The following is a 22542-nucleotide window of genomic DNA, read 5'->3' as shown; positions in this document are numbered from 1 at the left end:
GGGATGATCGAATCATTCTTGGTATCACGTGTCGAGATGACGTCTGTCCTGTCAGGAAGCGGATTCTTCGCTTTCGAACATCTGCATCGGCTGGCCGGGCATGATGGTCGAGATCGCGTGTTTATACACGAGTTGCGAATGGCCGTCACGGCGCAGCAGAACGCAGAAGTTGTCGAACGACGTAACAACGCCGGTCAGCTTCACACCGTTAATCAGAAATATAGTCAGGGAAATCTTTTGCTTGCGAACAGTATTGAGAAATAAGTCCTGCAGGTTTTGAGAACGTTCCGCCATCGCGCCGATTCTTTCTTTATTGCCGGCCTTCACGTGCCGGTAAAATACTTCTTATTTTTCCATCAGGCAGCCGACAACCCTCATCCCTGCTGCCTGGAAAGCCTTTGGTATCAAATCGCAATCTTTTCCGCAACGGCGAAAAAGACCTGTCTAATTTTATGGGGCGGCAGATCGCCTTGGGCTCTGCCGCTGCCCTGCCCGCCCATCGAAAAAACACGCCGGCTACCGATCAAACCACTGATCAGACGCCGAGCGACTTCAACTTGCGGTGCAGCGCCGAGCGCTCCATGCCGACAAACTCGGCGGTGCGCGAGATATTGCCGCCGAATCGATTGATCTGGGCGATGAGATAATCCTTCTCGAACATCTCGCGCGCCTCGCGCAAAGGAAGCGTCATGATGTGGTAGTCGTTCTTGGCCGATACCTTCGGCAGCATGTCGCCCAAGTCTGTCGGCAGCATCTCGGCGGTGATCGGCGCATCCGGGCCGTCGGAGCGGGCGAGAATCATCAGGCGCTCGATGTTGTTGCGCAGCTGGCGGATATTGCCCGGCCAGTCATGGGCCTGCAGAACCGCCATCGCATCGTCGCCGATGCGGCGTGGACGAATGCCCGCCTGCTCGGAAATCTGGCGCATCAGTTGGTCGACAAGGAACGGGATATCCTCGCGGCGTTCGGCCAGCGACGGCACCTTGACCGGCACCACGGCCAGACGGTGATAGAGATCCTCGCGGAACCAGCCCTCGGCAATGCGGCTTTCGAGGTTATAGGCGGTCGAGGAGACGATGCGCACATCGACCTTCACCCGCTTGGAGCCACCAACACGCTCGAACTGCTGATCGACCAACACGCGCAGGATCTTGTTCTGCGTCTCGCGCGGCATTTCGCCGACCTCATCGAGATAGAGAATACCGCGATGGGCCTCCTCAAGCGCGCCGATCTTCCGGGCCTGACCGGGCGAACCCTCGGTTCCGAAGAGCGCCACTTCCATGCGGTCGGGCGTGATGTTGGCCGCGTTGATGGCCACGAACGGACCACTCGCGCGCGACGACTTCTTGTGAATCATCCGCGCGACCAGCTCCTTGCCGGAGCCGGAGGAACCGAGGATCATGATGCGGCTGTTGGTCGGCGAGACCTTCTCGATCGTCTGGCGCAGCTGCGAGACGGCAACGGAGGTGCCGATCAGCTCGACCGGATCGCCAGCCTTGCGCTTCAGTTCCGAGACCTCGCGCTTGAGCTTGGAATTTTCCAACGCACGCTCGGCGATCAGGATCAGACGATCCGCCTTGAAGGGCTTCTCAATGAAATCGAAGGCGCCGCGCTTGATGGCGGAGACGGCGGTCTCGACGTTGCCGTGGCCGGAGATCATGACGACGGGGATATCGGGATGGCGCGCCTTGACCTCATCCAGCAGCGCCAGACCGTCGAGCTTGCTGCCCTGCATCCAGATATCGAGGAAGATCAGCCGCGGCGCGCGGTCCGAAATCGCAGCCAGAGCGCTGTCGCTGTCGTGCGCGGTACGGGTCTCGTGGCCCTCGTCGGAGAGAATGCCGGAGACGATCTCGCGGATGTCGTGTTCGTCGTCGACGACCAGAATATCAGAGGCCATATGCATTTTCCTTGTCACTTGCGGCCGAGGCGGCGGGCGATTGCTCCAGGCGTGGCAGATGCACGCGGATCATGGCCCCTCTTCCCTGGTCAAAATCAGCGGGTGCATCATGCAGTTCGAGCTGCCCGCCATGTTCTTCAATAATCTTCTTCACGATGGCGAGGCCGAGACCGGTCCCTTTCTCGCGCATCGTCATATACGGTTCCAAAATGCTGTGCCGGTTCTCGACAGGCAGACCGCGCCCGTTGTCGATGATATCGACGGTGAAGCGGTCACGCGGCTGATCGAGCGAAGCGCGCACCAGCACCTTACGCTCCTCGCGCTCGTCGATCGGCACGGCCTCGATCGCTTCCACCGCGTTCTTGATGAGATTGCCGAAGGCCTGGCCCAGCATGCGGCTGTCGAACTGCCCTTCTAGCGGCGCATCCCCGAATTCCTGCAGGAAGGCGACGTGGCTATTACCCATTTCGCGCAGGAAGACCGCGTCGTGCAGGATCTTGCGCAGGTCGCTCGGCTCCTTGATCGGCTTCGGCATGCGAGCGAAGGAGGAGAATTCGTCGACCATGCGGCCAATATCGCCGACCTGACGGATGATCGTCTCGGTGCACTGATCGAAGACGCCGCGGTCATCCTGGTTGATCTGCTTGCCGTAGCGGCGCTGGATGCGCTCGGCCGAGAGCTGGATGGGGGTGAGAGGGTTCTTGATTTCGTGGGCGATACGGCGCGCGACGTCGCCCCAGGCGGTGGAGCGCTGAGCAATCACGAGGTCGGTGATGTCATCGAGCGTGATGACGTAGGATTCGCTGAGATCGCGCACTTCCTCGCGCGTTACCTGGACGCTCAGCGTACGCACGGTGCCGGCGCGCACCAGCGCAATCTGCTTGCGGAAATCGCCGCGATAGCGCGACGCCGCCTCGGTGAGCACCTGGTCAACCTCAGGCGCGATTTCGGAGAGCTGCTTGCCGAGCATGTCGCCGGCATCGAGCGCCATCAGCGTTTCGGCCGAACTGTTGACGATGGTGACCCGCCGATCGTGCTCGACACCGATGACGGCAGCGGTGACGCCCGAGAGCACGGCTTCGATGAAGCGGCGGCGGTCGTCCACCTCGTCCTTGGCTTCGAGGATCTCGTCACGCTGGGTGCGGATCTCCGAGATCATCTTGTTGAAGGTGCGCGACAAGTTGGCGACGTCGCCATCGACGGCATGCACGGGGACGACGATGTCCATGTTGCCGGATGCGACGCTGTCGGCCGCCGTGATCAGCAGGCGGATCGGGCGGACAATACGGTCGGCGACGGCGATTGCCGTCCAGATCGCTGCAAGAAGCACGATCAGCGCGAAGCCGACATAGAGGATGGCGAAGGCGATCTGCAGCGAGAAACGCCCCGCCTCCATCGACCTGTATTCGGTGGCGTTCTCCTCCATCATCCGCATCGCGGTCATGACCTTGGGGTCGACCGCGCGCACCGTATAAAGGAAGGCGCCGTCTATGGATTCGAGCCGGATGATGGCGCCGACAAGGTTCGTCACACCCGGCGGAATAAGCGTCGGCTGACCGGCAGAGGCCTTGTTCAGGGCATCTTGCGGGATCGCCGGCAGCGGTTTCTCGGTCTTGATATCGGCCTGCGTGATCACAGTACCATCCGCCTGCACCAGGAAGGCGCCGAGCAGGCCGCGTCCCCTCGCCTGGCGCGTCATCAGTTCGGCAAAGCCGGTGCGATCGAGATTGAACAGCTGGCGATTGCGCTCTAGGTCGTTGGCCATCGAGACCGTCTGACCCTGCAGATAGCTCGCATTCTCCATCATGTAGGCCTGCCCGATATTGCGGGAGGAACTGACGATCGACTGCGTTCTGAGCGCGAACCAGCGGTCGAGACCGGCGTTCAGCGTGATACTGGCGAAGAGGGCCACGAGAATGGCGGGCGTGATCGCGACGATCGAGAAGAGGACGACGATGCGGATATGCAGACGCGCCGCGGCACGGCCACGCTTGCGCGCCTTCAGGAGCCGCGAAACCTCGCGACCGATCAGGGCCATTAGGCCGAGCACGAAGAAGGAATTGACGACGACTGAGGTGATGACCACGGGCGATGTCGGCGCGATCGGCGTCAGGCCGAGCAGCACGAAGAGCGTCATCGTCGCGCAGAGGAGCGCGCCCCCGGCAAGCACGAGACCGGGCAGAGCAAACAGCGCGCGGCGATCCGTTACCGTGGTAACTGCTTCGCCCTCCGCCGCCGGCGGCAACGCATCCTGCTTCATTCGTTTAACTCTCCACGCGGCGAAACGCATTTCGCCGCCGTCCTTGGGTCAGGGTGAAGACCGCGCTCGATCTCCAGCTCGTCCATCGTCGAGCCGGATCTTCGGACGCAGAACTGACCGCAGGAACACAAACCCCTAGCGTGACTTATTGGCAACGCAATGTGGCGAAAATGCAACGCATCGCGTCACATTGTCAAGCGTTGCCGGCCAAGCCAACAGGGTCAAGCGGTGCGGGAGCTTCTGTAGACCGATACGCCGAGTTCGCGGATCTTCTTGCGCAACGTGTTGCGGTTGAGACCGAGCAGATCCGCGGCCTTGATCTGGTTGCCGCGCGTGGCCGTCAGCGCTGCCAGGATGAGAGGATACTCCATCTCGGTCAAAACGCGGTCATAAAGGCCCGGAGGCGGCAGGTTATCGCCGAAAGTCGCGAAATAGGACCGCATGTTTTCTTCGACAGCCTGCGCGATGGTCATGTTGCCATTGCGGATCGGACCCTTCTCGATCGGGCTGTCCGGCACGTCGGAACGCAGCTCGGATTCGATGATCTCGCGGGTGATCACATCCTGTGGATAAAGTGCCATCAGGCGGCGGATGAGGTTCTCCAGCTCGCGCACGTTGCCCGGCCAGGCATAAGCCTTCATCAGATCGAGCGCCTCCTGATCGAAACGCTTGGTGCCGAGACCTTCCTTCTCCGCCTGCTGGACGAAGTGACGGACGAGATCCGGGATATCTTCAGCGCGGTCGCGCAGCGGCGGCAGGCGCAGCGGTACGACGTTGAGGCGGTAGTACAGATCCTCGCGGAAGAGACCCTGGTTGATCGCCTGCTTCAGATCCTTGTTGGTGGCCGCCACGATGCGCACGTCGGTGCGGATCGGGGTGCGGCCGCCGACGGTGGTGTATTCACCCTGCTGCAGCACGCGCAGCAGGCGCGTCTGCGCATCCATCGGCATGTCGCCGATTTCATCAAGGAACAGCGTACCGCCCTCGGCCTGCTCGAAACGGCCGGTGGAGCGGGTCTGGGCGCCGGTGAAGGCGCCCTTCTCATGGCCGAAGAGCTCGGATTCGATCAGGTCGCGCGGGATCGCGGCCATGTTGATCGCCACGAAGGGGCCGTTGCGGCGCTTGCCGTAGTCGTGCAGCGCGCGGGCGACGAGTTCCTTGCCGGTACCGGATTCGCCGGTGATCATCAGCGTCAGGTCGGTCAGCATCAGACGCGCCAGGACGCGATAGATTTCCTGCATGGCGGCCGAGCGGCCAACGAGCGGCATGCCGTCCTGCACGTCGTCTTCGACCTTGGCGGGCTTCCGCTTCGGCTCGGACAGCGCCCGGCCGATGATGCCGATAAGCTCGGTCAGATCGAAGGGCTTGGGCAGATAGTCGTAGGCGCCCTTTTCCGAGGCCTTGATCGCCGTCATGAAGGTGTTTTGCGCGCTCATGACGAGCACGGGCAGATCCGGGCGGGCCTTCTTGATGCGCGGAAGCAGGTCGAAGGCATTCTCGTCGGGCATGACGACGTCGGTGACCACGAGGTCGCCCTCGCCGGCCGAAACCCAGCGCCACAGGGTGGCGGCGTTCGAGGTGATACGCACGTCATATCCGGCGCGGCTCAAGGCCTGATTAAGCACCGTACGAATTGCCGCATCATCATCCGCGACGAGGATCGTTGCTGTCATCGAGAAGGTCCTGTGGGGGTTATGGTTGCGTCCTCAAGCGATGCATCCTTGGAGGCAGGCATGAGCACGCGGAATGTGGTTTTGTTGGTCTGGCTGTCGCATTCGATGATGCCGCCGTGATCACCGATGATCTTGGCCACCAGCGCAAGGCCGAGGCCGCTGCCGTTGGTCTTGGTGGTGATAAAGGGGTCGAACAGATGCGGCAGGAGATCGGAGGGAACGCCCGGGCCGTTGTCCTGCACGCAGAACTCCAGCGGCAGCGAGATCTTTTCGCGGGTTCCGGCGACCGAGAGGCGGATGCCGGGACGGTAGGCGGTCGTCAGCACCACCTCGCCATCCGGCCGGTCGCCGATCGCCTCGGCGGCGTTCTTGACGAGATTGAGGAAGACCTGCACCAGCTGGTCGCGGTTGGCGTAGACCGACGGCAGCGAGGGGTCGTAGTTCTCGGTGATCTTGATGTGACGCGCAAAGCCCGCCTTGGCGACCGCCTTCACATGATCGAGCACGGAATGGATGTTCACGGGCACACGGTCGACCGGGCGCTCGTCGGAGAAGACTTCCATGCGGTCGACCAGCGAGACGATGCGATCGGTCTCGTCGCAGATCAGCCGGGTCAGCGCGCGGTCATCGTCGGTCGCAGAGTGCTCGAGCAGCTGGGCAGCGCCGCGAATACCCGAGAGCGGGTTCTTGATTTCGTGCGCCAGCATCGAGGCGAGACCGGTGACCGAACGGGCGGCGGCGCGGTGCGTCAGCTGCCGGTCGATCTTATCGGCCATCGAGCGCTCCTGGAAGACGATGACGACGGAGCCCGGCTCGCTCGTCACCGGCGCCACGTAGATGTCGACGAGCTTGTCCTGGCCAAGCCTCGGCGAGCTCAGATCGACGCGATACTCGTTGATCGGCGCGCGGCGTTCGCGCACCTGGTCGATCAGCGCCAGAAGCGGGCTGCCGAAGGGAATGAAGGTCGAGATCTTGTAGCGCGCCAGATGCGAGGCGCTGGCCCCGAAGAAGGCTTCCGCCTCCCAGTTGGCAAAGGCGACCAACCCAGCATCATCGACCATGATGACGGGGTTCTGGATGGCGTTGAGAACGGCCATGGCGACGGCACTGCCGGCATGGGCAGATGATAGCGACGCGTCGTTTGTCATGCAGCCTCCCGGGCATCTGTATTGTCTGCCGCCGCGACCAGGGCATCGTGGAATCGTTGCGAGACCTCGCGAGGGTCGCGCGCTGTCATGATCGCCGCCTTGTCGTTTGCCGACACCGACGGTGCGAAGCGCTCCATATACCAGCCGAGATGCTTGCGCGCATGACGAACGCCGACCGCTTCGCCATAAAAATCGAGCATCATGCGATAATGCTCGACGGCGATATCGGCGATCTCCCATGGCTGAGGCGCATCGGCTCCGGCGAGCACGCCGGCATGCCACGGGCGCCCCTGGCAGCCACGGCCGATCATGACGGCATCGGCGCCCGAGCGGCGCAGGATTTCATGGGCGTCCTCGACTGTTTCGACATCGCCATTGGCGACCAGCGGGATGGTGAGGACATCGCGCACGGCGCGGATCGCATCCCAATCGGCGCGTCCTTCGTAAAACTGCATGCGCGTACGGCCGTGGATCGTCACCAGCTGAACGCCGGCATCCTGGGCACGCTTTGCGATTTCGGGCGCGTTGATCGAATTCTCGTCCCAGCCAAGCCGCATCTTCAGCGTGACGGGAACATCGACGGCCTTGACTGTCGCCTCGATCAGTCCCAGCGCATGGTCTGGGTCACGCATCAGCGCCGAGCCGGAATAACCGCCGATCACCTTCTTGGCGGGGCAACCCATGTTGATGTCGATGATATCGGCACCGTGCGCGGCGGCGATCTTCGCGCCCTCCGCCATCCAGTGCGCTTCACGACCGGCAAGCTGCACCATGTGCGGATTGAAGCCCGCCGTCTTCAGCCGCGCCCAGGATTGCTCGGTGTCGTTGACGAGTTCGCGGCTTGCCACCATCTCGGTCACCACCAGCCCCGCGCCATGGCGCCAAGCCAATTGACGGAACGGCATATCGGTGACGCCGGACATGGGCGCCAGCACGATACGGTTGCGCACCGCAACGGTTCCGATGCACAAAGGAGATGCGAGGTGTATGTCAGACAACTGATTATCTTTCAGGCACGCTAAGCAGGTGCACTATTTTTAGACAGATTTAAAAGACTTGCCAAGGGGGAAGTGCCCGAATTGATATTTTTCGGGCAGATGCTGGAATTCGGTGCGCCAAGCCGTTAGAGCACCTCCAGAAATTCTGCTTTTTGGGGATTTATGCCGCAAATGCATCAAAAGCAACCGATATCGATCGGAATTATCGTGGTGGCCGCAGGCCGGGGCGAGCGCGCCGGCGCATCCGCTGAAGGCCCAAAGCAATATCGCCGGATCGGTGGCCGGCCAGTCATTGCCCATACGCTCGAAATTTTCGCGACATGGTCTGAAGCAACCGAAATCGTCGCCGTGATTCACGCCGATGATGAGGCGCTATTTTCGAAGGCAACCGCTGGTGTCACCTCCAAGCTGCCGATCGCCACCGTCCACGGCGGCTCGACACGTCAACAATCGGTGCTCTCAGGGCTTCGGCATCTGAAGGACAAGGGCATCACCCACGTGCTGATCCACGACGCCGTGCGGCCGTTCTTCGATCACGATCTGCTTGATCGCGTCGCGGCCACCCTAGCTGAAGGCGCGCCTGCCGTGCTGCCGGCCATGCCGGTCGCCGATACGCTGAAGCGCGCCGATCAAGCCGGCATCGTGGTCGAGACAGTGCCCCGCACGCAGCTTTATGCGGCGCAGACACCGCAATCCTTCGACTTCGGTGTCATCCTTGCCGCGCATGAGAAGGCGGCCGCCGCCGATCGCACCGATTTTACCGACGATGCGGCGATCGCCGAATGGGCCGGCCATCCCGTGACGATCGTCGAGGGCATGGCCGACAATGTGAAACTGACAGTGAGGCGTGATATCGCAATGGCCGACCAGAGACTCTCCAGCACACGCCTTCCCGATGTACGCACCGGCAACGGCTACGACGTGCACCAGCTCGAGGCCGGCGACGGCGTGACGCTCTGCGGGGTGTTCATTCCGCACGACCAGAAGCTCAAGGGTCATTCGGATGCCGACGTCGCGCTGCATGCGCTGACGGATGCGCTGCTTGCCACCTGCGGCGCCGGCGATATCGGCGACCACTTCCCGCCGTCGGACCCGCAATGGAAGGGTGCGCCGTCGCGCATCTTCATCGAGCATGCGGCCAAGATCGTGCGCGAGCGCGGCGGCACCATCATGAACGCCGACGTGACGCTGATTGCCGAAGCGCCGAAGGTCGGGCCGCACCGCGACACGATGCGCGCCATGCTTTCGGAGTTTCTCGGCATCTCGATCGACCGTTGCTCGGTCAAGGCAACGACCAACGAGACCATCGGCTTCGTCGGCCGCCGAGAGGGGATCGCCGCCATTGCCACCGCCACCGTGGTCTATCAGGAGATCAGCCAATGAGCCTCTTTCCCGCCGATATCCTATCCGAGGCCGAAGCCATTGTGAGGACGTTCGGAGCGGCGGGATTGATGGTATCGACGGCGGAATCATGCACCGGCGGGCTGATTGCCGGCGCGCTCACGGAAATCGCGGGCTCGTCAGCGGTCGTCGATCGCGGCTTCGTCACCTATACGAACACCGCGAAGATGGAGATTCTCGGCGTCCAGGAAGCGACGCTTGCGCGTTTCGGCGCGGTGTCGGAGGAGACCGCGCGGCAGATGGTGCATGGCGCCCTCTTCCGCTCGCGGGCATCGATCGCCGTTGCCGTCACGGGCATTGCCGGGCCAGGCGGTGGATCGGCGGAAAAGCCGGTCGGCCTCGTGCACCTCGCCGCCAAGTCACGCAACGGTGACCTCATTCACAACAAGATGCTCTATGGCGATATCGGCCGCGGCGAGGTGCGTCTCGCCACCGTCAGGACGGCGCTGGCGATGATCCAGAAGCTCGGGCCGCAGTAAGCTTGGTCAGCTATAGATCTTGCCGGCGCGCGTTTCGAAGGCTTCGGTGAACATGCGGAAGGCGCGATCGAACATCGAGCCCATCAAGGCGCCGAGGATGCGGCTCTTGAACTCGTAATCGATGAAGAAATGCACGTTGGAGCCCGACGCCGTGTCTTCGAAGCGCCAGCGATTGTCGAGATACTTGAAGGGGCCGTCGATGTATTTGACGTCGATGACGCGCTCGGCCTTGTTGAGCAGCACCTGGGTCGTGAAGGTCTCGCGGATCGCCTTGTAGCCGACCGTCATGTCGGCGATGAGCAGGACCTTGCCATCGCGCTCCTTGCGGCTGCGGATCGCAAGCCCTTCGCAGAGCGGCAGGAATTGCGGGTATTTCTCGACATCGGCAACGAGATCGAACATCTGGTCTGCGGAATGCGGGACGGGGCGGTGCGTTTCGAACTGAGGCATGACCGGCAGTTAAGCGGGCGCGCCAAGAAGATCAAGAAGGCGGCGCATTTCCCGGTGCGATTTCAACTGAAGGACGGGCACATCAGGCTTGTATCGCTCGATGCCCGCGAGGATGAGCGGTGCCCACCGCCGCTCGAAGTTCCAGATGTAGGTCAGGAACTCGCCATCCAGCTTTTCCGGGCAGCCCGGCGCCATCTCCGGTCGCGCCCTGCCCCGCCAGCGAAGCCACCTGGTGGTGACACCGAGCAGACACCGCCAGCGCGGCAGCCGCACCCAGAGCACCATGTCGGTGCGCGGCATCCTGAGATCGAAGGTTGAGGCGCCGGTGCCGTCCATCAGCCACCGCTCTTCGGCAACGGCGGCCGCGATCATCTCGCGCTCTTCGGCCTTTGGCCGTTTCACCCAGCCGGGTAGCCAATAGAAGTCGCGGTCCATCGAGATGTGCCGCACGCCGAGCCGCTCCCCAAGCCGTCTCGACAGCGTGGTCTTGCCGCCGCCGGAGCAGCCGATCACGAGAATGCGGTCGGCGCGGCTGACGAGGTCGGCGGCACTGGTGATATCGGTGACGAAATTCGGCATGTCTTTCCCCTCCAGCAAGCAAAGACCGAATCAGGCTGTCATCCTAGCCGATGGCTTCGAGGCGCTGAAGCAGCTGTCCCATCTGCGCCCTGCTCTTCAATTCGACGAGCGGTACATCGGGTCCATGCTGGCGGATGCCTTCCATGAATTCGGGCACATCGTCCCTCTCGAAATTCCAGACATAGGACATGAACTCCCGGTCCGGCCACTGTTCCAGGCATCCCGGCGCCATGTCGGGCCGTGTCCTGCCGCGATAGACCATGCCACGCTTGAAGATGCTCCACAGGCATAGCCAGCGCGACACTCTCACCCACAGGATCACGTCGGCGCGCGGCAGCCTGAGATCGAGCGTTCTCGGATTGTTACCGTCGATGATCCAGCGATCCTCGGCGACGATCCTGGCGATGATCTCTCGCTGTTCCGGCCTCGGTCTCGACACCCATCCGGGCAGCCAGAACACCTCGCGGTCCATGGAGACGTAGCGGACACCGAGGATTCGCGCGAGCTTCTGCGCCAGCGTGCTCTTGCCGCCACCGGACGAGCCGAAAATGACGATGCGGTCGGCGTGCTTCAGGAATTCGGCGGCCTCACCGAGATCGGTGACCTTCAGCCGATGCTTCGGTTGTTGTAGCACGATGGCCTCTTGTCTGATTGCGAGGAAGATCAGGCCGCCTGGACGGGTATGGAAGGCTCTAACGAGATTACGCCTGCCAATTCTCGTGGCCATGGCGCACGCGGATGATGAGAATGCCACCACCACCCAACTCATGGTAGACGATCAAGTGAGCGCCGCAAGGATGAATCCTCACGGGTGGGGTGATTTCCTGGCGAAGCCGGGCGAGTTTCGGGTTATCCGCGAGTATCTCGAAGATATCACCCAAATGACGGTGATAGCTATCGGCCTGCGCTTTTCCAAAAAGCCGAAGGCCTGTCGCGTGAATATTACGAAGATCATGAGCGGCCTGACGCGACAGCCGGTAGCCCATGAGAACTATTCCGCCGCTTCGTTGAGCGACCGCAGAATGTCATCCATTGTTTCGTCGGATACGCCGCTCGCCAGCCCTTCATCGACAAGAGCCTGCATATGAGCGATCTTGGTAGCGCGCTCCTGGTCGCGGCGAACGAGATCGCGCACATAGTCGGACGCATCGGCATAGCGACCGGCTGAGGCCTGCTTTTCCAGCCAGGCCTTCATCTCATCCGGCACGGTCACTGTTACCACGGGCATGACGTGTTCCTCTGTCGCATTGCCTGCCGCCGATCATGGCACAGCAGGCCACACAAGAGAACCTGATTACTCCGCAGCCACCAGCAGCTTCTTCTCACGCGCGGCGCGCAGGCGCGCGAAGTCGTCGCCGGCGTGGTGCGAGGAGCGGGTCAGCGGGCTGGAGGCGACCATCAGGAAGCCCTTGGTGTAGGCGACAGTCTCGTAGGACTTGAATTCCTCGGGCGTAACGTAGCTCATCACCGCGTGGTGCTTGCGGGTCGGCTGCAGGTACTGGCCGATCGTCAGGAAGTCGACGTCGGCGACGCGCAGGTCGTCCATCAGCTGCAGCACTTCGTTGCGCTCCTCGCCGAGGCCGACCATGATGCCCGACTTGGTAAACATGGTCGGGTCCAGTTCCTTCACCCGCTGCAGCAGGCGAACGGAGTGGAAGTAACGGGCGCCCGGGCGGACGGTCAGATAGTTGCCCGGAACGGTTTCCATGTTGTGGTTGAAGACGTCGGGCTTGGCGGCGACGACGCGCTCCAGCGCGCCGGGCTTCTTCAGGAAGTCGGGCGTCAGGATTTCGATCGTGGTCGTCGGCGATGCGGCGCGGATCGCCCAGATCACCTTTTCGAAGTGCTCGGCGCCGCCGTCTTCCAGATCGTCGCGGTCAACAGAGGTGATGACGACGTGGCTGAGGCCCATCTCCTTGACGGCCTTCGCCACGCTCTCGGGCTCGGCCATGTCGAGCGCGTTCGGCTTGCCGGTCGCGACGTTGCAGAAGGAACAGGCGCGGGTACAGATCTCGCCCATGATCATGAAGGTGGCGTGCTTCTTGTCCCAGCACTCGCCGATATTCGGGCAGCCGGCTTCCTCGCAGACGGTGACGAGCTTGTGCTCCTTCACGATCGAGCGGGTTTCAGCGTAGCCCTTGGAGGTCGGCGCCTTGACGCGGATCCAGTCCGGCTTGCGCATGACTTCCGTGTCCGGGCGATGTGCCTTTTCCGGGTGCCGCACGCGCTTTTCAGCGCTTGGATTGATCCTGTCGAGAATAGTTACCATCAATAACCTGCCTTCAAACCGCCGAAACGGCCTCTTTCGTCAGCGTCTGACGAGTTTTGCCAGAAATAGCAAGATACAAGAGCCGATGAAACCCGTCACAAGGTAACCCTGCCAACCGCTGGCGACATAGATGCCGGCGCGGGCAAAGATCGCGCTGCCTATGACAGCACCGACGATGCCGATGACGATGTTCATCAAAACGCCGAAGCGTATGCCCATCAAAATGCCCGCGAGCCAGCCCGCCAAGCCGCCGACGATGATCGCCGTAATCCAGCCCACACCTTCCATCCGGTCCTACCCCCTCAAGCTATCGCCCTTGCGATCAACACCACGATGATGGCGCCGACGGTGGCGTGAATGATCTGCACCACGATGGCGCTGTCTATGCCTAGGTTGATCCCCAGCGCGTTGAAGAGAAAGCCTCCGACGAACGCGCCGATGATGCCGCTGAGCAGGCACCGTATCAATCCGCCTCCGCCAACGATCAGGCTGGCGAGGAAGCCCGCGACCAGACCGATCAGGAGGAAGATGAGCAGTGCCTGCGTACCCATAGACATGATGATTTCCTTTCGCTTTTTCCAGTCCGTTATTGAACCTAGTTCAATCCGTCATAGAGAGCGGCAAAGAAAATTATCAAGCGTTGAGGACGCGACCGTAAGCATCCAGAACCGCTTCCTTCATGGTTTCGGAAACCGTCGGATGCGGGAAGATTGTGTGCATCAGTTCTTCTTCGGTCGTTTCCAGGTTCATGGCGACGACGAAGCCCTGGATGAGTTCGGTGACTTCGGCGCCGACCATGTGCGCGCCGAGCAGCTCACCGGTCTCCTTGTCGAAGATCACCTTGCAGAGACCCTGGTCCTCGCCGAGCGCAATCGCCTTGCCGTTGGCGGCAAAGGAGAAGCGGCCAACGCGGATATCGCGGCCGGCTTCCTTGGCCTTGGCTTCCGTCAGACCGACGGAGGCGACCTGTGGGTGGCAGTAGGTGCAGCCCGGGACCTTGCCCTTGTCGGTGGCGTGAACGTTCGGCAGGCCGGCGATCTTTTCGACGCAGACGACGCCTTCGTGCTCGGCCTTGTGGGCGAGCATCGGCGGGCCGGCGACGTCGCCGATGGCGTAGATGCCTGCGATATTGGTCTTGCCGTAGCCGTCGATGACGACGCAGCCGCGGTCGGTCTTGACGCCGACGGCTTCGAGGCCGAGATTTTCGATGTTGCCCTGGACACCTACGGCCGAGATCATGCGGTCGGCGGTGATCTGCTGGACCTTGCCGTCAGCCGTCTCGACGTGCGCTGTCAGACTGTCGGCGGCTTTTTCGACCTTGGTGATCTTGGCACTGGTGAGGATCTTCATGCCGCGCCTCTCGAGCTGCTTGCGCGCGATCGCAGTGACTTCGACGTCCTCGACCGGCATGATGGTCGGCATGACTTCAACAACGGTGACGTCGACGCCCATCGAGCGGTAGAAGCTTGCGAACTCGATGCCGATGGCGCCGGAGCCCATGACGATCAGCGACTTCGGCAGGGCTGCCGGCTTCATCGCTTCGAAATAGGTCCAGATCAGCTTGCCGTCCGGCTCGATGCCGGGCAGCGCGCGCGGACGGGCGCCTGTCGCGACGATGATGTGCTTGGCGGTGTAGGTGCCCTCGCCCTTGACGTTCTTCGGAACCGGATTCTGCGGCTCGACGACGGGCTTGGAGGACTTGCCGACGACGATTTCGCCCGGCTTGGTGATCTTGGCTTCGCCCCAGATCACATCGACCTTGTTCTTCTTCATCAGGAAGCCAATGCCGCTGTTGAGACGCGCCGAGACACCGCGCGAGCGGGCGACAACGGCCTTCACATCGGCGCTCATCTTGCCTTCGAGAACAAGGCCGTAGTCCTTGGCGTGGTTGGCGTGGTCGAGCACTTCGGCCGAGCGCAGCAGCGCCTTGGTGGGGATGCAACCCCAGTTCAGGCAAATGCCGCCCAGGTGCTCGCGCTCGACGATCGCGGTCTTGAGACCGAGCTGGCTGGCGCGCACAGCGGCCACATAGCCGCCGGGACCGGAGCCGATGATGATGACGTCGTAATTCTCAGCCATGTTTTCCTGCCTTTGTTATCGGGCGTCGCGGGTGAGAAGCACCCACTCGTGTTTCCTGCTGCTCTCGAAAAGCGACATCGCCTTCTGGCGCGCCGCTTCCGAAAATCCATTCTTCTTGTAAAGCGACAGAGCCGCTTCATTGTCACTTGCGGTGATCAGACTGACCGGCAGCGTCCCTGCCCTGTCGATCTGATCCATCAGTATTTCCCTGCCGATCCCGATGCCGCGCAGATGGCTATAGACGCCGAGCGTTGCAATGAACCAACTGCCAACAACCATCTTCTGTAGGTCGATCACCGGCTGCAAAGCCACGCGGTCGACCTCCATATTCTTTACGTCCTCGCCCAGCGCATAACCGATCGCCGCGCCCGCCGTCTCTCCGTAGGCTTCAGCCAGTATCGCGTGGCGCCATGTGCCGTAGCCTTCGTCCTGACGCATCTTCAGCCGACCAAGCTCCATCGGCGTATCGCTTCCGGTGCCTCCTAGTTCGCCCAACCAGAGCCAGGAGGCGAAGCCGTGCGAGGCAATGTCCGAGAGGATCGCCAGTTCGGCCGCGTCATCCCTAGTGGCGGAACGCAGCGTCACGAAAGACGCCACGGTCAAAGCCCCAACATCATCCGCACGGTCGATTCCATGCCGCGCCCGAGAGCGCGGGTATTTTCGGCATCAAGATGGATGCCGTCGAGCGGCGTCGTCTTGGCGACCGAATTGCCGTCGAAGAAACCGCAACCGAGCTCGTCGGCGAGATCCCGATAGAGCGTCGCCAGCATCGCCGATTCCTCGATGCCGCCGATGAAGGAGGCCGCGAAGGGCACGTTGGCCGTTTCGCAGATCCTCGGCGGCGCCACGATCAGGATATCCGGCACGTCGAAATCGAACGGCCAGGCGTGGTTGCGGATCAGCCGCACCAGCCGGGCAATACCCTGGCAGGCGGCGAAGGCCGATCCCGCCACGACATTCTTCATGTCGTTGGTGCCGAGGAGCAGAATGACGAGATCGAGCGGCGCATGCGTCTGCAGGATGGTCGGCAGGACACGGGCGCCGTTGCGGTCGCAATCGGCCAGATGGTCGTCGAAGGCGGTGGTACGGCCGTTCAACCCTTCGGCGATGACCCGGACTTCGTTGCCGAGTGCAGCCTGAAGCGCACTCGGCCAACGATCCTTGTACTCATGACGGCCGACGGAAGCGGCGTCATAACCCCAGGTCAGGCTATCACCATAGCAAAGAACGGTCTTCGTCATTTCCGCCTCCGCCGTTTGATCAGACAAGCATGCCCATCGGGTTTTCGATGTAGCCCTTGAACGCCTGCAACAGCTCCGCGCCCAACGCGCCATCGACGCAGCGATGGTCGGTCGACAGCGTGACCGTCATCACGGTTGCGACAGCCAGCTGGCCATTCTTGACGACGGGGCGCTGCTCGCCTGCGCCGACCGCGAGGATCGTTGCGTGCGGCGGGTTGATGACAGCTGCGAAGTGCTTGACGCCCATCATGCCCATGTTGGAGACCGACGAGGTGCCACCCTGATATTCCTCGGGCTTCAGCTTGCGGTCCTTGGCACGCTTGCCGAGGTCGCGCATCTCGTTGGAGATGGCCGACAGGGTCTTTTCCTCGGCCTTGCGGATGATCGGGGTGATCAGGCCGCCCGGGATCGAGACAGCAACGCCGACATCGGCGTGCTTGTGCTTGACCATGTTGGCTTCGGTCCAGGAGACGTTGGCATCCGGAACGTCGCGCAGTGCAAGCGCCATGGCCTTGATGACCATGTCGTTGACCGACAGCTTGTAGGCCGGCGCGCCTTCCTTGCGAGGAGCGGCGTCGTTGAGCTGGGCACGCAGCGCCAGCAGCGCGTCGAGCTCGCAATCGACGGTGACGTAGAAGTGCGGCACGGTCTGCTTGGATTCGACCAGACGCTTGGCGATGACCTTGCGCATGCCGTCATGCGGCACGAGTTCGTAGGAACCCGGCTCGAACAGCTTGAGAACGGTCTCGTCGGAAGCGCCCTTCGGTGCGGCAGCAGGAGCCGATGCGGCAGCCTGCGAGGCAACGGCAGGCGCGGCCTTTGCACCACCGCCGGCGACAGCAGCTTCGACGTCGCTCTTGACGACGCGGCCATGGGGGCCGGAGCCTGCAACGGACGACAGATCGATACCGGCTTCCTTCGCCAGACGACGCGCGAGCGGCGAGGAGAAGGTGCGGTTGCCCGTGGAAGCAGCGGCAGGCGCTGCTGCTGGTGCAGGAGCCGCCGCTGGCGTGGCCGGAGCCGGAGCAGCTTCGGTCTTTGCCTCGGTCTTCGACGCTTCAGCAGCCTTTGGTGCCGGAGCAGCCGAGCCAGCGCCGCTTGCGGCGGCAGCGACATCTTCGCCATCGGCGGCCAGAACGGCGATCAAAGCATTGACCTTGACGCCTTCGGTGCCGGCGGGGACGACGAGCTTGGCGACGACACCTTCGTCGACCGCTTCGACTTCCATCGTCGCCTTGTCGGTTTCGATCTCGGCGATGACATCGCCAGACTTAACCGTATCGCCTTCCTTGACCAGCCACTTGGCGAGGTTGCCCTCTTCCATGGTCGGAGACAGCGCAGGCATCGTGATGTTGATCGGCATGATCACTCCCCCCGAATTTCGGCGATTACATGTGGATTGCTTCCGGCGGTAAACTTCCTGCCATCGGAAACAGAACTCTTATGGATGTCCAACTCAGTCCTAGAACCAAACAAGCTCTCAATGATCTCGTAAGGTTCCAAAGACGATGACAGCAGGCACTTCATAGCGACTTCCACTTGCGCATCAGTCGAAACAGAGGATGGCAGATCGAACTTCTGTTTTAGGTCGTTGCCATCGTACAAGGCTATCGTGACTTGCATGCGCCCGTCCTACTTGTAGCAGACGGCTTTCACCGCCTGGACGACTTCGTCGACGCTTGGCAGCGCAAGCTTTTCGAGGTTGGCGGCGTAAGGCATCGGAACGTCCTTGCCGGCGATCGTGAGAACCGGCGCATCGAGATAATCGAAGGCCTGCTGCATGACGCGGGTGGCGATTTCGGTTCCGACCGAGTTCTGCGGGTAGCCTTCCTCGACGGTGACGAGACGGCCGGTCTTCTTGACCGATTCGATCACGGTCGGCAGGTCCATCGGACGCAGCGTGCGCAGGTCGATCAGTTCGACGTCGATGCCGATCTTTTCGAGTTCGGCGACGGCCTTGGTGGCATAGGTCATGCCGATACCGAAGGAAACGATCGTGACGTCCTTGCCCTGACGGTGGATGCGGGCCTTGCCGATCGGAAGAACGAAGTTGTCCATCTTCGGCACGTCGAAGTGCTGACCGTAGAGGATTTCGTTTTCAAGGAAGACGACCGGGTTCGGATCGCGGATAGCAGCCTTGAGCAGGCCCTTGGCGTCGGATGCCGTGTAGGGCATGACGACCTTGAGGCCCGGGATCTGGCTGTACCAGGCCGAGTAGTCCTGGCTGTGCTGAGCGCCGACGCGGGCAGCGGCACCATTCGGGCCACGGAACACGATCGGTGCACCCATCTGGCCGCCGGACATATAGAGCGTCTTGGCAGCGGAGTTGATGATCTGGTCGATCGCCTGCATGGCGAAGTTGAAGGTCATGAACTCGACGATCGGCTTCAGGCCGGACATAGCAGCACCGACGCCGACGCCGGCAAAGCCGTGCTCGGTGATCGGGGTGTCGATGACGCGGCGGGCGCCGAATTCCTGCAGCAGACCCTGGGTCACCTTGTAGGCGCCCTGGTACTCGGCCACTTCCTCGCCCATGACGAAGACGTTGTCGTCGGCGCGCATTTCCTCGGCCATGGCGTCGCGAAGCGCTTCGCGCACGGTCATGGAGACCATTTCGGTGCCGGCGGGGATTTCAGGATCGTTCGGAACCTGAGCCTTGGGCTCGGCCGGAACCGGCGCTGCTGCTGCAGCGGCGGGCGCTTCGGCAGCCTTGGGTGCTTCGGCGGCGGCCGGTGCGGCAGCAGCAGGTGCAGCCGAGATGTCGGATGCGGATTCGCCGTCCTGCAGGAGCACAGCGATCTTGGCGTTTACCTTGACGCCTTCGGTGCCGGCGGCAACCAGAAGCTTGCCGATGACGCCTTCGTCGACGGCTTCGACTTCCATCGTCGCCTTGTCGGTTTCGTTTTCGGCAATGATGTCGCCGGAGGTGACCTTGTCACCTTCCTGCTTCAGCCACTTGGACAGCGTGCCTTCTTCCATCGTCGGAGAGAGGGCGGGCATGAGAATATCGATTGGCATGGGTCTACCCTCCCCGATTACAGCAGAATGTCGGTGTAGAGCTCGGATGCATCCGGCTCCGGTGCGGCCTGGGCGAAGTCGGCGCTATCGGCGACGATGTCGCGAACGTCCTTGTCGACCGCCTTGAGATCGTCCTCTGAGGCCCAGCCCTTTTCGATGAGGCGTGCCTTGACCTGCTCGATCGGATCCTGCTCGGAGCGCATCTTCTGCACTTCTTCCTTGGAGCGATACTTCGCCGGGTCGGACATGGAGTGACCGCGATAGCGATAGGTCAGCATTTCGAGAATGATCGGACCCTTGCCGGAACGGCAATGCTCGAGCGCCTCGTCGGCCGCAGCCTTGACGGCGCGAACATCCATGCCGTCGACCTGGACGCCGGGAATGCCGAAGCCGGAACCGCGCAGCGAGTAGTTCGACTGCGCCGTGGCGCGGGCCGTGGAGGTGCCCATGGCGTAACGGTTGTTCTCGATGATGTAGATGATCGGGAGCTTCCAGAGAGCAGCCATGTTGAAGCTCTCGTAGACCTGGCCCTGGTTGGCGGCGCCGTCGCCGAAATAGGCGATCGAGACGCTGTCATTGCCGCGATAGCGGTTGGCGAAGGCGAGACCGGTGCCGAGCGACACCTGGGCGCCGACGATGCCGTGACCGCCGTAGAAATGCTTCTCCTTGGAGAACATGTGCATCGAGCCGCCCTTGCCACGGGAATAGCCGTCGATGCGGCCGGTCAGCTCGGCCATGACGCCGCGTGCGGTCATGCCGGTTGCCAGCATGTGACCGTGGTCGCGGTAAGCGGTGATGACCTGGTCACCTTCCTTCTGCGCCATCTGCATGCCGACGACGACAGCTTCCTGGCCGATATAAAGGTGACAGAAACCGCCGATGAAGCCCATGCCGTAAAGCTGGCCCGCCTTCTCTTCGAAACGGCGGATGAGCAGCATTTCGCGATAGGCCTTGAGCTCTTCGTCACGATCGAAATCGGCCACCGGGCCACCATTCGATGCCTTGGCTGCAGGCTTTGCGCTTGTCTTACGGCTGGAAACGGTCGCGTTTTTTCGCGGAGCCATTCAACCCTCCCTATGGGTTTATCGGTTCTTGGGTGGTGCGCACCATAGGGAAGAAATTTCGCCGCAGCAATGCCATAATTGCATGGCTCGTATTCAGCGGTAAAGCATTGATAAATATCAATTTATTTCGATTAACCGGAATCCGGTTAATTCGAATAATGATTGAATATGACGATCTCGTCGGCGCGGGAGAAGTTCAGCTGCAGACGGGCCTTCTCGTCCAGCATGTCCTTGTCCATGGAACCATCACTTAGGAGCGCCACCTGCTTTTCAAGGTGCTCGCGCTTATTTTTAAGCACCGCCAGCTCTCTTTCGCGCGTGATGCGCTGGCGCTCGAACACTTCGGTCGCGCGCAGGCCGTAGTCGCCATGGATGCAATGGTAGCCGAAGTAGGAGAGAAACGCGACCGCCATCGCCGGGATGACGAAACGGCCGATCTTTTTCTTCTTATGATGCTTGGTCCACATACACGCATTCTCGAAACGCATTACCCTTGACCAGAAGACTACCGGGCAGAGATTAACCGTCCGTTGACTATGAACGTGGCGCAACAAAAAACCCGCGCCGGTTGGGGCGCGGGTTCCAAATGCTTGATTTCAGCCAAATTCCTGAATTCGGGCGATTAGCCGCGAAGGATCGAACGGCCGGCGTACTGCGCCTGTGGGCCGAGGCCTTCTTCGATGCGGATCAGCTGGTTGTACTTGGCAAGACGATCCGAGCGCGACAGCGAGCCGGTCTTGATCTGACCGCAGTTGGTCGCGACAGCGAGATCGGCGATCGTGGAATCTTCGGTTTCGCCAGAACGGTGCGACATGACGGCGGTGTAGGCTGCCTTGTGCGCGGTGTTGACGGCGTCGAGCGTTTCCGTCAGCGAACCGATCTGGTTGACCTTGACGAGGATCGAGTTGGCGACGCCCATCTTGATACCGTCGCGCAGGCGAGCCGAGTTGGTGACGAAGAGATCGTCGCCAACCAGCTGAACCTTCTTGCCGGCCAGATCCGTCAGAGCCTTCCAGCCATCCCAGTCGTCTTCAGCCATGCCGTCTTCGATCGAGATGATCGGGTACTGGGCAGCGAGCTGTGCCAGGTATTCAGCCATTGCGCCCGGCTCCAGCGTGCGGCCTTCGCCTTCGAGAACGTACTTGCCGTCCTTGAAGAATTCGGTCGAGGCGCAGTCGAGGCCGAGATGGATGTCTTCGCCAGGCTTGTAGCCGGCTTTCTCGATCGACTTCATGATGAAGTCGAGGGCTTCAGGAGCGCTCTTCAGGCCCGGTGCGAAGCCGCCTTCGTCGCCGACGTTGGTGTTGTGACCCTGGGCCGCGAGTTCCTTGCGGAGCGTGTGGAAGACTTCCGAGCCCATGCGAACGGCTTCGCGGATGGAATCAGCGCCAACCGGCAGGATCATGAATTCCTGGAAGTCGATCGGGTTGTCGGCATGCGCTCCGCCGTTGATGATGTTCATCATCGGAACCGGCAGCAGGTGAGCGGAAGCGCCACCAACGTAACGGTAGAGCGGCAGGCCGGCAGCTTCGGCGGCAGCCTTGGCGACAGCGAGCGAAACGCCGAGGATGGCGTTGGCGCCGAGGCGCGACTTGTTCGGCGTGCCGTCCAGTTCGATCATGATGTTGTCGATCTGGATCTGGTTTTCAGCGTCGATACCGCCGATGGCGTCGAAGATTTCCGTGTTGGCGGCTTCGACGGCCTTTTCGACACCCTTGCCGAGATAACGCTTGCCACCATCGCGGAGTTCGACGGCTTCATGAGCGCCGGTCGACGCGCCCGATGGAACGGCGGCGCGGCCCATGCTGCCATCTTCGAGATAGACATCGACTTCGACGGTGGGGTTACCACGGCTGTCGAGAATCTCGCGGGCGATAATATCGGTAATAGCGGTCATCGGCTCTTCTCTGCTTGAGGGGTGGATAAATCGTTTGAAATTCGTCTTTAATCGAAGATGCGCAAATTACAATGCCAGTTTGGGGC

At 61.8% G+C, this 22542-nt stretch carries 25 protein-coding genes; 2 read left to right on the top strand and 23 right to left on the bottom strand.

Annotation, left to right across the window (positions count from 1 at the left end):
- Positions 1-51 precede the first annotated feature (51 nt).
- The 6 genes from hfq to dusB form a co-directional block, all read right to left on the bottom strand.
- Positions 52-294: an RNA chaperone Hfq gene (hfq, locus tag ACODTZ_RS11360; RefSeq protein WP_018325164.1), complete on the bottom strand. Its 243-nt coding sequence runs from the start codon at positions 292-294 to the stop codon at positions 52-54.
- Between the two features lie 241 nt (positions 295-535).
- Entirely contained in the window at positions 536-1900 is a 1365-nt protein-coding gene (gene ntrX / locus ACODTZ_RS11355) for a nitrogen assimilation response regulator NtrX (protein WP_018899970.1), read from the bottom strand.
- Positions 1890-4160 (bottom strand): sensor histidine kinase NtrY-like, encoded by a 2271-nt coding sequence (locus ACODTZ_RS11350; protein WP_489025791.1) that lies wholly within the window; start codon positions 4158-4160, stop codon positions 1890-1892. The genes ntrX and ACODTZ_RS11350 overlap by 11 nt, the downstream gene beginning before the upstream one ends.
- A gap of 221 nt (positions 4161-4381) precedes the next feature.
- Positions 4382-5833 carry a nitrogen regulation protein NR(I) gene (ntrC, locus tag ACODTZ_RS11345; protein WP_018899972.1) on the bottom strand — a complete coding sequence of 484 codons (1452 nt, stop codon included), beginning with the start codon at positions 5831-5833 and terminating at the stop codon, positions 4382-4384.
- Complete coding sequence (locus ACODTZ_RS11340; RefSeq protein ID WP_018899973.1) at positions 5830-6981, bottom strand: two-component system sensor histidine kinase NtrB; 1152 nt, start codon at positions 6979-6981, stop codon at positions 5830-5832. The genes ntrC and ACODTZ_RS11340 overlap by 4 nt, the downstream gene beginning before the upstream one ends.
- Complete coding sequence (gene dusB, locus ACODTZ_RS11335; RefSeq protein WP_489026209.1) at positions 6978-7994, bottom strand: tRNA dihydrouridine synthase DusB; 1017 nt, start codon at positions 7992-7994, stop codon at positions 6978-6980. The genes ACODTZ_RS11340 and dusB overlap by 4 nt, the downstream gene beginning before the upstream one ends.
- Before the next feature lie 147 nt (positions 7995-8141).
- On the opposite strand from dusB, the gene ACODTZ_RS11330 reads away from it, so the two are divergent.
- Entirely contained in the window at positions 8142-9362 is a 1221-nt protein-coding gene (locus ACODTZ_RS11330; protein WP_489025789.1) for a bifunctional 2-C-methyl-D-erythritol 4-phosphate cytidylyltransferase/2-C-methyl-D-erythritol 2,4-cyclodiphosphate synthase, read from the top strand.
- Positions 9359-9859: a CinA family protein gene (locus ACODTZ_RS11325; RefSeq protein WP_489025787.1), complete on the top strand. Its 501-nt coding sequence runs from the start codon at positions 9359-9361 to the stop codon at positions 9857-9859. Before ACODTZ_RS11330 ends, ACODTZ_RS11325 begins: the two co-directional genes overlap by 4 nt.
- A 6-nt stretch (positions 9860-9865) precedes the next feature.
- Here the strand turns inward: ACODTZ_RS11325 and ACODTZ_RS11320 are convergent, their stop codons facing one another.
- The 17 genes from ACODTZ_RS11320 to eno form a co-directional block, all read right to left on the bottom strand.
- Positions 9866-10309 (bottom strand): type II toxin-antitoxin system RatA family toxin, encoded by a 444-nt coding sequence (locus tag ACODTZ_RS11320; protein WP_018899977.1) that lies wholly within the window; start codon positions 10307-10309, stop codon positions 9866-9868.
- Between the two features lie 9 nt (positions 10310-10318).
- Positions 10319-10888, bottom strand: coding sequence for an AAA family ATPase (locus ACODTZ_RS11315; protein WP_489025785.1), 570 nt, complete (start codon positions 10886-10888; stop codon positions 10319-10321).
- Between the two features lie 43 nt (positions 10889-10931).
- A complete protein-coding gene (locus tag ACODTZ_RS11310) occupies positions 10932-11522 on the bottom strand; it encodes a P-loop NTPase family protein (protein ID WP_489025783.1) in 591 nt (196 codons plus the stop codon).
- Positions 11523-11589: 67 nt separating this feature from the next.
- Positions 11590-11874 carry a type II toxin-antitoxin system RelE/ParE family toxin gene (locus tag ACODTZ_RS11305; RefSeq protein WP_489025781.1) on the bottom strand — a complete coding sequence of 95 codons (285 nt, stop codon included), beginning with the start codon at positions 11872-11874 and terminating at the stop codon, positions 11590-11592.
- 5 nt (positions 11875-11879) lie between these two features.
- Positions 11880-12116 carry a type II toxin-antitoxin system ParD family antitoxin gene (locus ACODTZ_RS11300; RefSeq protein WP_489025779.1) on the bottom strand — a complete coding sequence of 79 codons (237 nt, stop codon included), beginning with the start codon at positions 12114-12116 and terminating at the stop codon, positions 11880-11882.
- A gap of 66 nt (positions 12117-12182) precedes the next feature.
- Positions 12183-13157 carry a lipoyl synthase gene (gene lipA, locus ACODTZ_RS11295; RefSeq protein ID WP_018899982.1) on the bottom strand — a complete coding sequence of 325 codons (975 nt, stop codon included), beginning with the start codon at positions 13155-13157 and terminating at the stop codon, positions 12183-12185.
- A 39-nt stretch (positions 13158-13196) separates the two neighbouring features.
- The gene (locus ACODTZ_RS11290; RefSeq protein ID WP_047510257.1) at positions 13197-13445 is read right to left on the bottom strand and encodes a GlsB/YeaQ/YmgE family stress response membrane protein; all 249 of its coding nucleotides are present in this window, start codon (positions 13443-13445) and stop codon (positions 13197-13199) included.
- A gap of 14 nt (positions 13446-13459) precedes the next feature.
- Positions 13460-13714: a GlsB/YeaQ/YmgE family stress response membrane protein gene (locus ACODTZ_RS11285; RefSeq protein WP_047510255.1), complete on the bottom strand. Its 255-nt coding sequence runs from the start codon at positions 13712-13714 to the stop codon at positions 13460-13462.
- 76 nt (positions 13715-13790) lie between these two features.
- Positions 13791-15236 (bottom strand): dihydrolipoyl dehydrogenase, encoded by a 1446-nt coding sequence (gene lpdA, locus ACODTZ_RS11280; RefSeq protein WP_489025777.1) that lies wholly within the window; start codon positions 15234-15236, stop codon positions 13791-13793.
- A 15-nt stretch (positions 15237-15251) separates the two neighbouring features.
- Positions 15252-15833, bottom strand: a complete 582-nt coding sequence (locus tag ACODTZ_RS11275) for a GNAT family N-acetyltransferase (protein ID WP_489025775.1) — start codon at positions 15831-15833, stop codon at positions 15252-15254.
- Between the two features lie 2 nt (positions 15834-15835).
- Positions 15836-16477, bottom strand: coding sequence for an SGNH/GDSL hydrolase family protein (locus ACODTZ_RS11270; protein ID WP_112979641.1), 642 nt, complete (start codon positions 16475-16477; stop codon positions 15836-15838).
- 19 nt (positions 16478-16496) lie between these two features.
- A complete protein-coding gene (locus ACODTZ_RS11265; RefSeq protein ID WP_489025773.1) occupies positions 16497-17840 on the bottom strand; it encodes a pyruvate dehydrogenase complex dihydrolipoamide acetyltransferase in 1344 nt (447 codons plus the stop codon).
- Between the two features lie 2 nt (positions 17841-17842).
- Complete coding sequence (locus ACODTZ_RS11260; RefSeq protein WP_489025771.1) at positions 17843-18100, bottom strand: hypothetical protein; 258 nt, start codon at positions 18098-18100, stop codon at positions 17843-17845.
- 9 nt (positions 18101-18109) lie between these two features.
- Entirely contained in the window at positions 18110-19495 is a 1386-nt protein-coding gene (locus ACODTZ_RS11255) for a pyruvate dehydrogenase complex E1 component subunit beta (protein ID WP_489025769.1), read from the bottom strand.
- A 17-nt stretch (positions 19496-19512) separates the two neighbouring features.
- Positions 19513-20559, bottom strand: a complete 1047-nt coding sequence (gene pdhA / locus ACODTZ_RS11250; protein WP_018899990.1) for a pyruvate dehydrogenase (acetyl-transferring) E1 component subunit alpha — start codon at positions 20557-20559, stop codon at positions 19513-19515.
- Positions 20560-20705: 146 nt separating this feature from the next.
- Positions 20706-21026, bottom strand: coding sequence for an FtsB family cell division protein (locus tag ACODTZ_RS11245; RefSeq protein ID WP_489026207.1), 321 nt, complete (start codon positions 21024-21026; stop codon positions 20706-20708).
- 155 nt (positions 21027-21181) lie between these two features.
- On the bottom strand, positions 21182-22456 hold the full coding sequence (eno, locus tag ACODTZ_RS11240) for a phosphopyruvate hydratase (protein WP_065694334.1): 1275 nt from the start codon (positions 22454-22456) through the stop codon (positions 21182-21184).
- Positions 22457-22542 lie beyond the last annotated feature (86 nt).

Source organism: Rhizobium sp. FG113, assembly GCF_057809895.1.
Note: the sequence above shows the minus strand (reverse complement) of the source record. Positions and strands in the feature narration are given on the sequence as shown.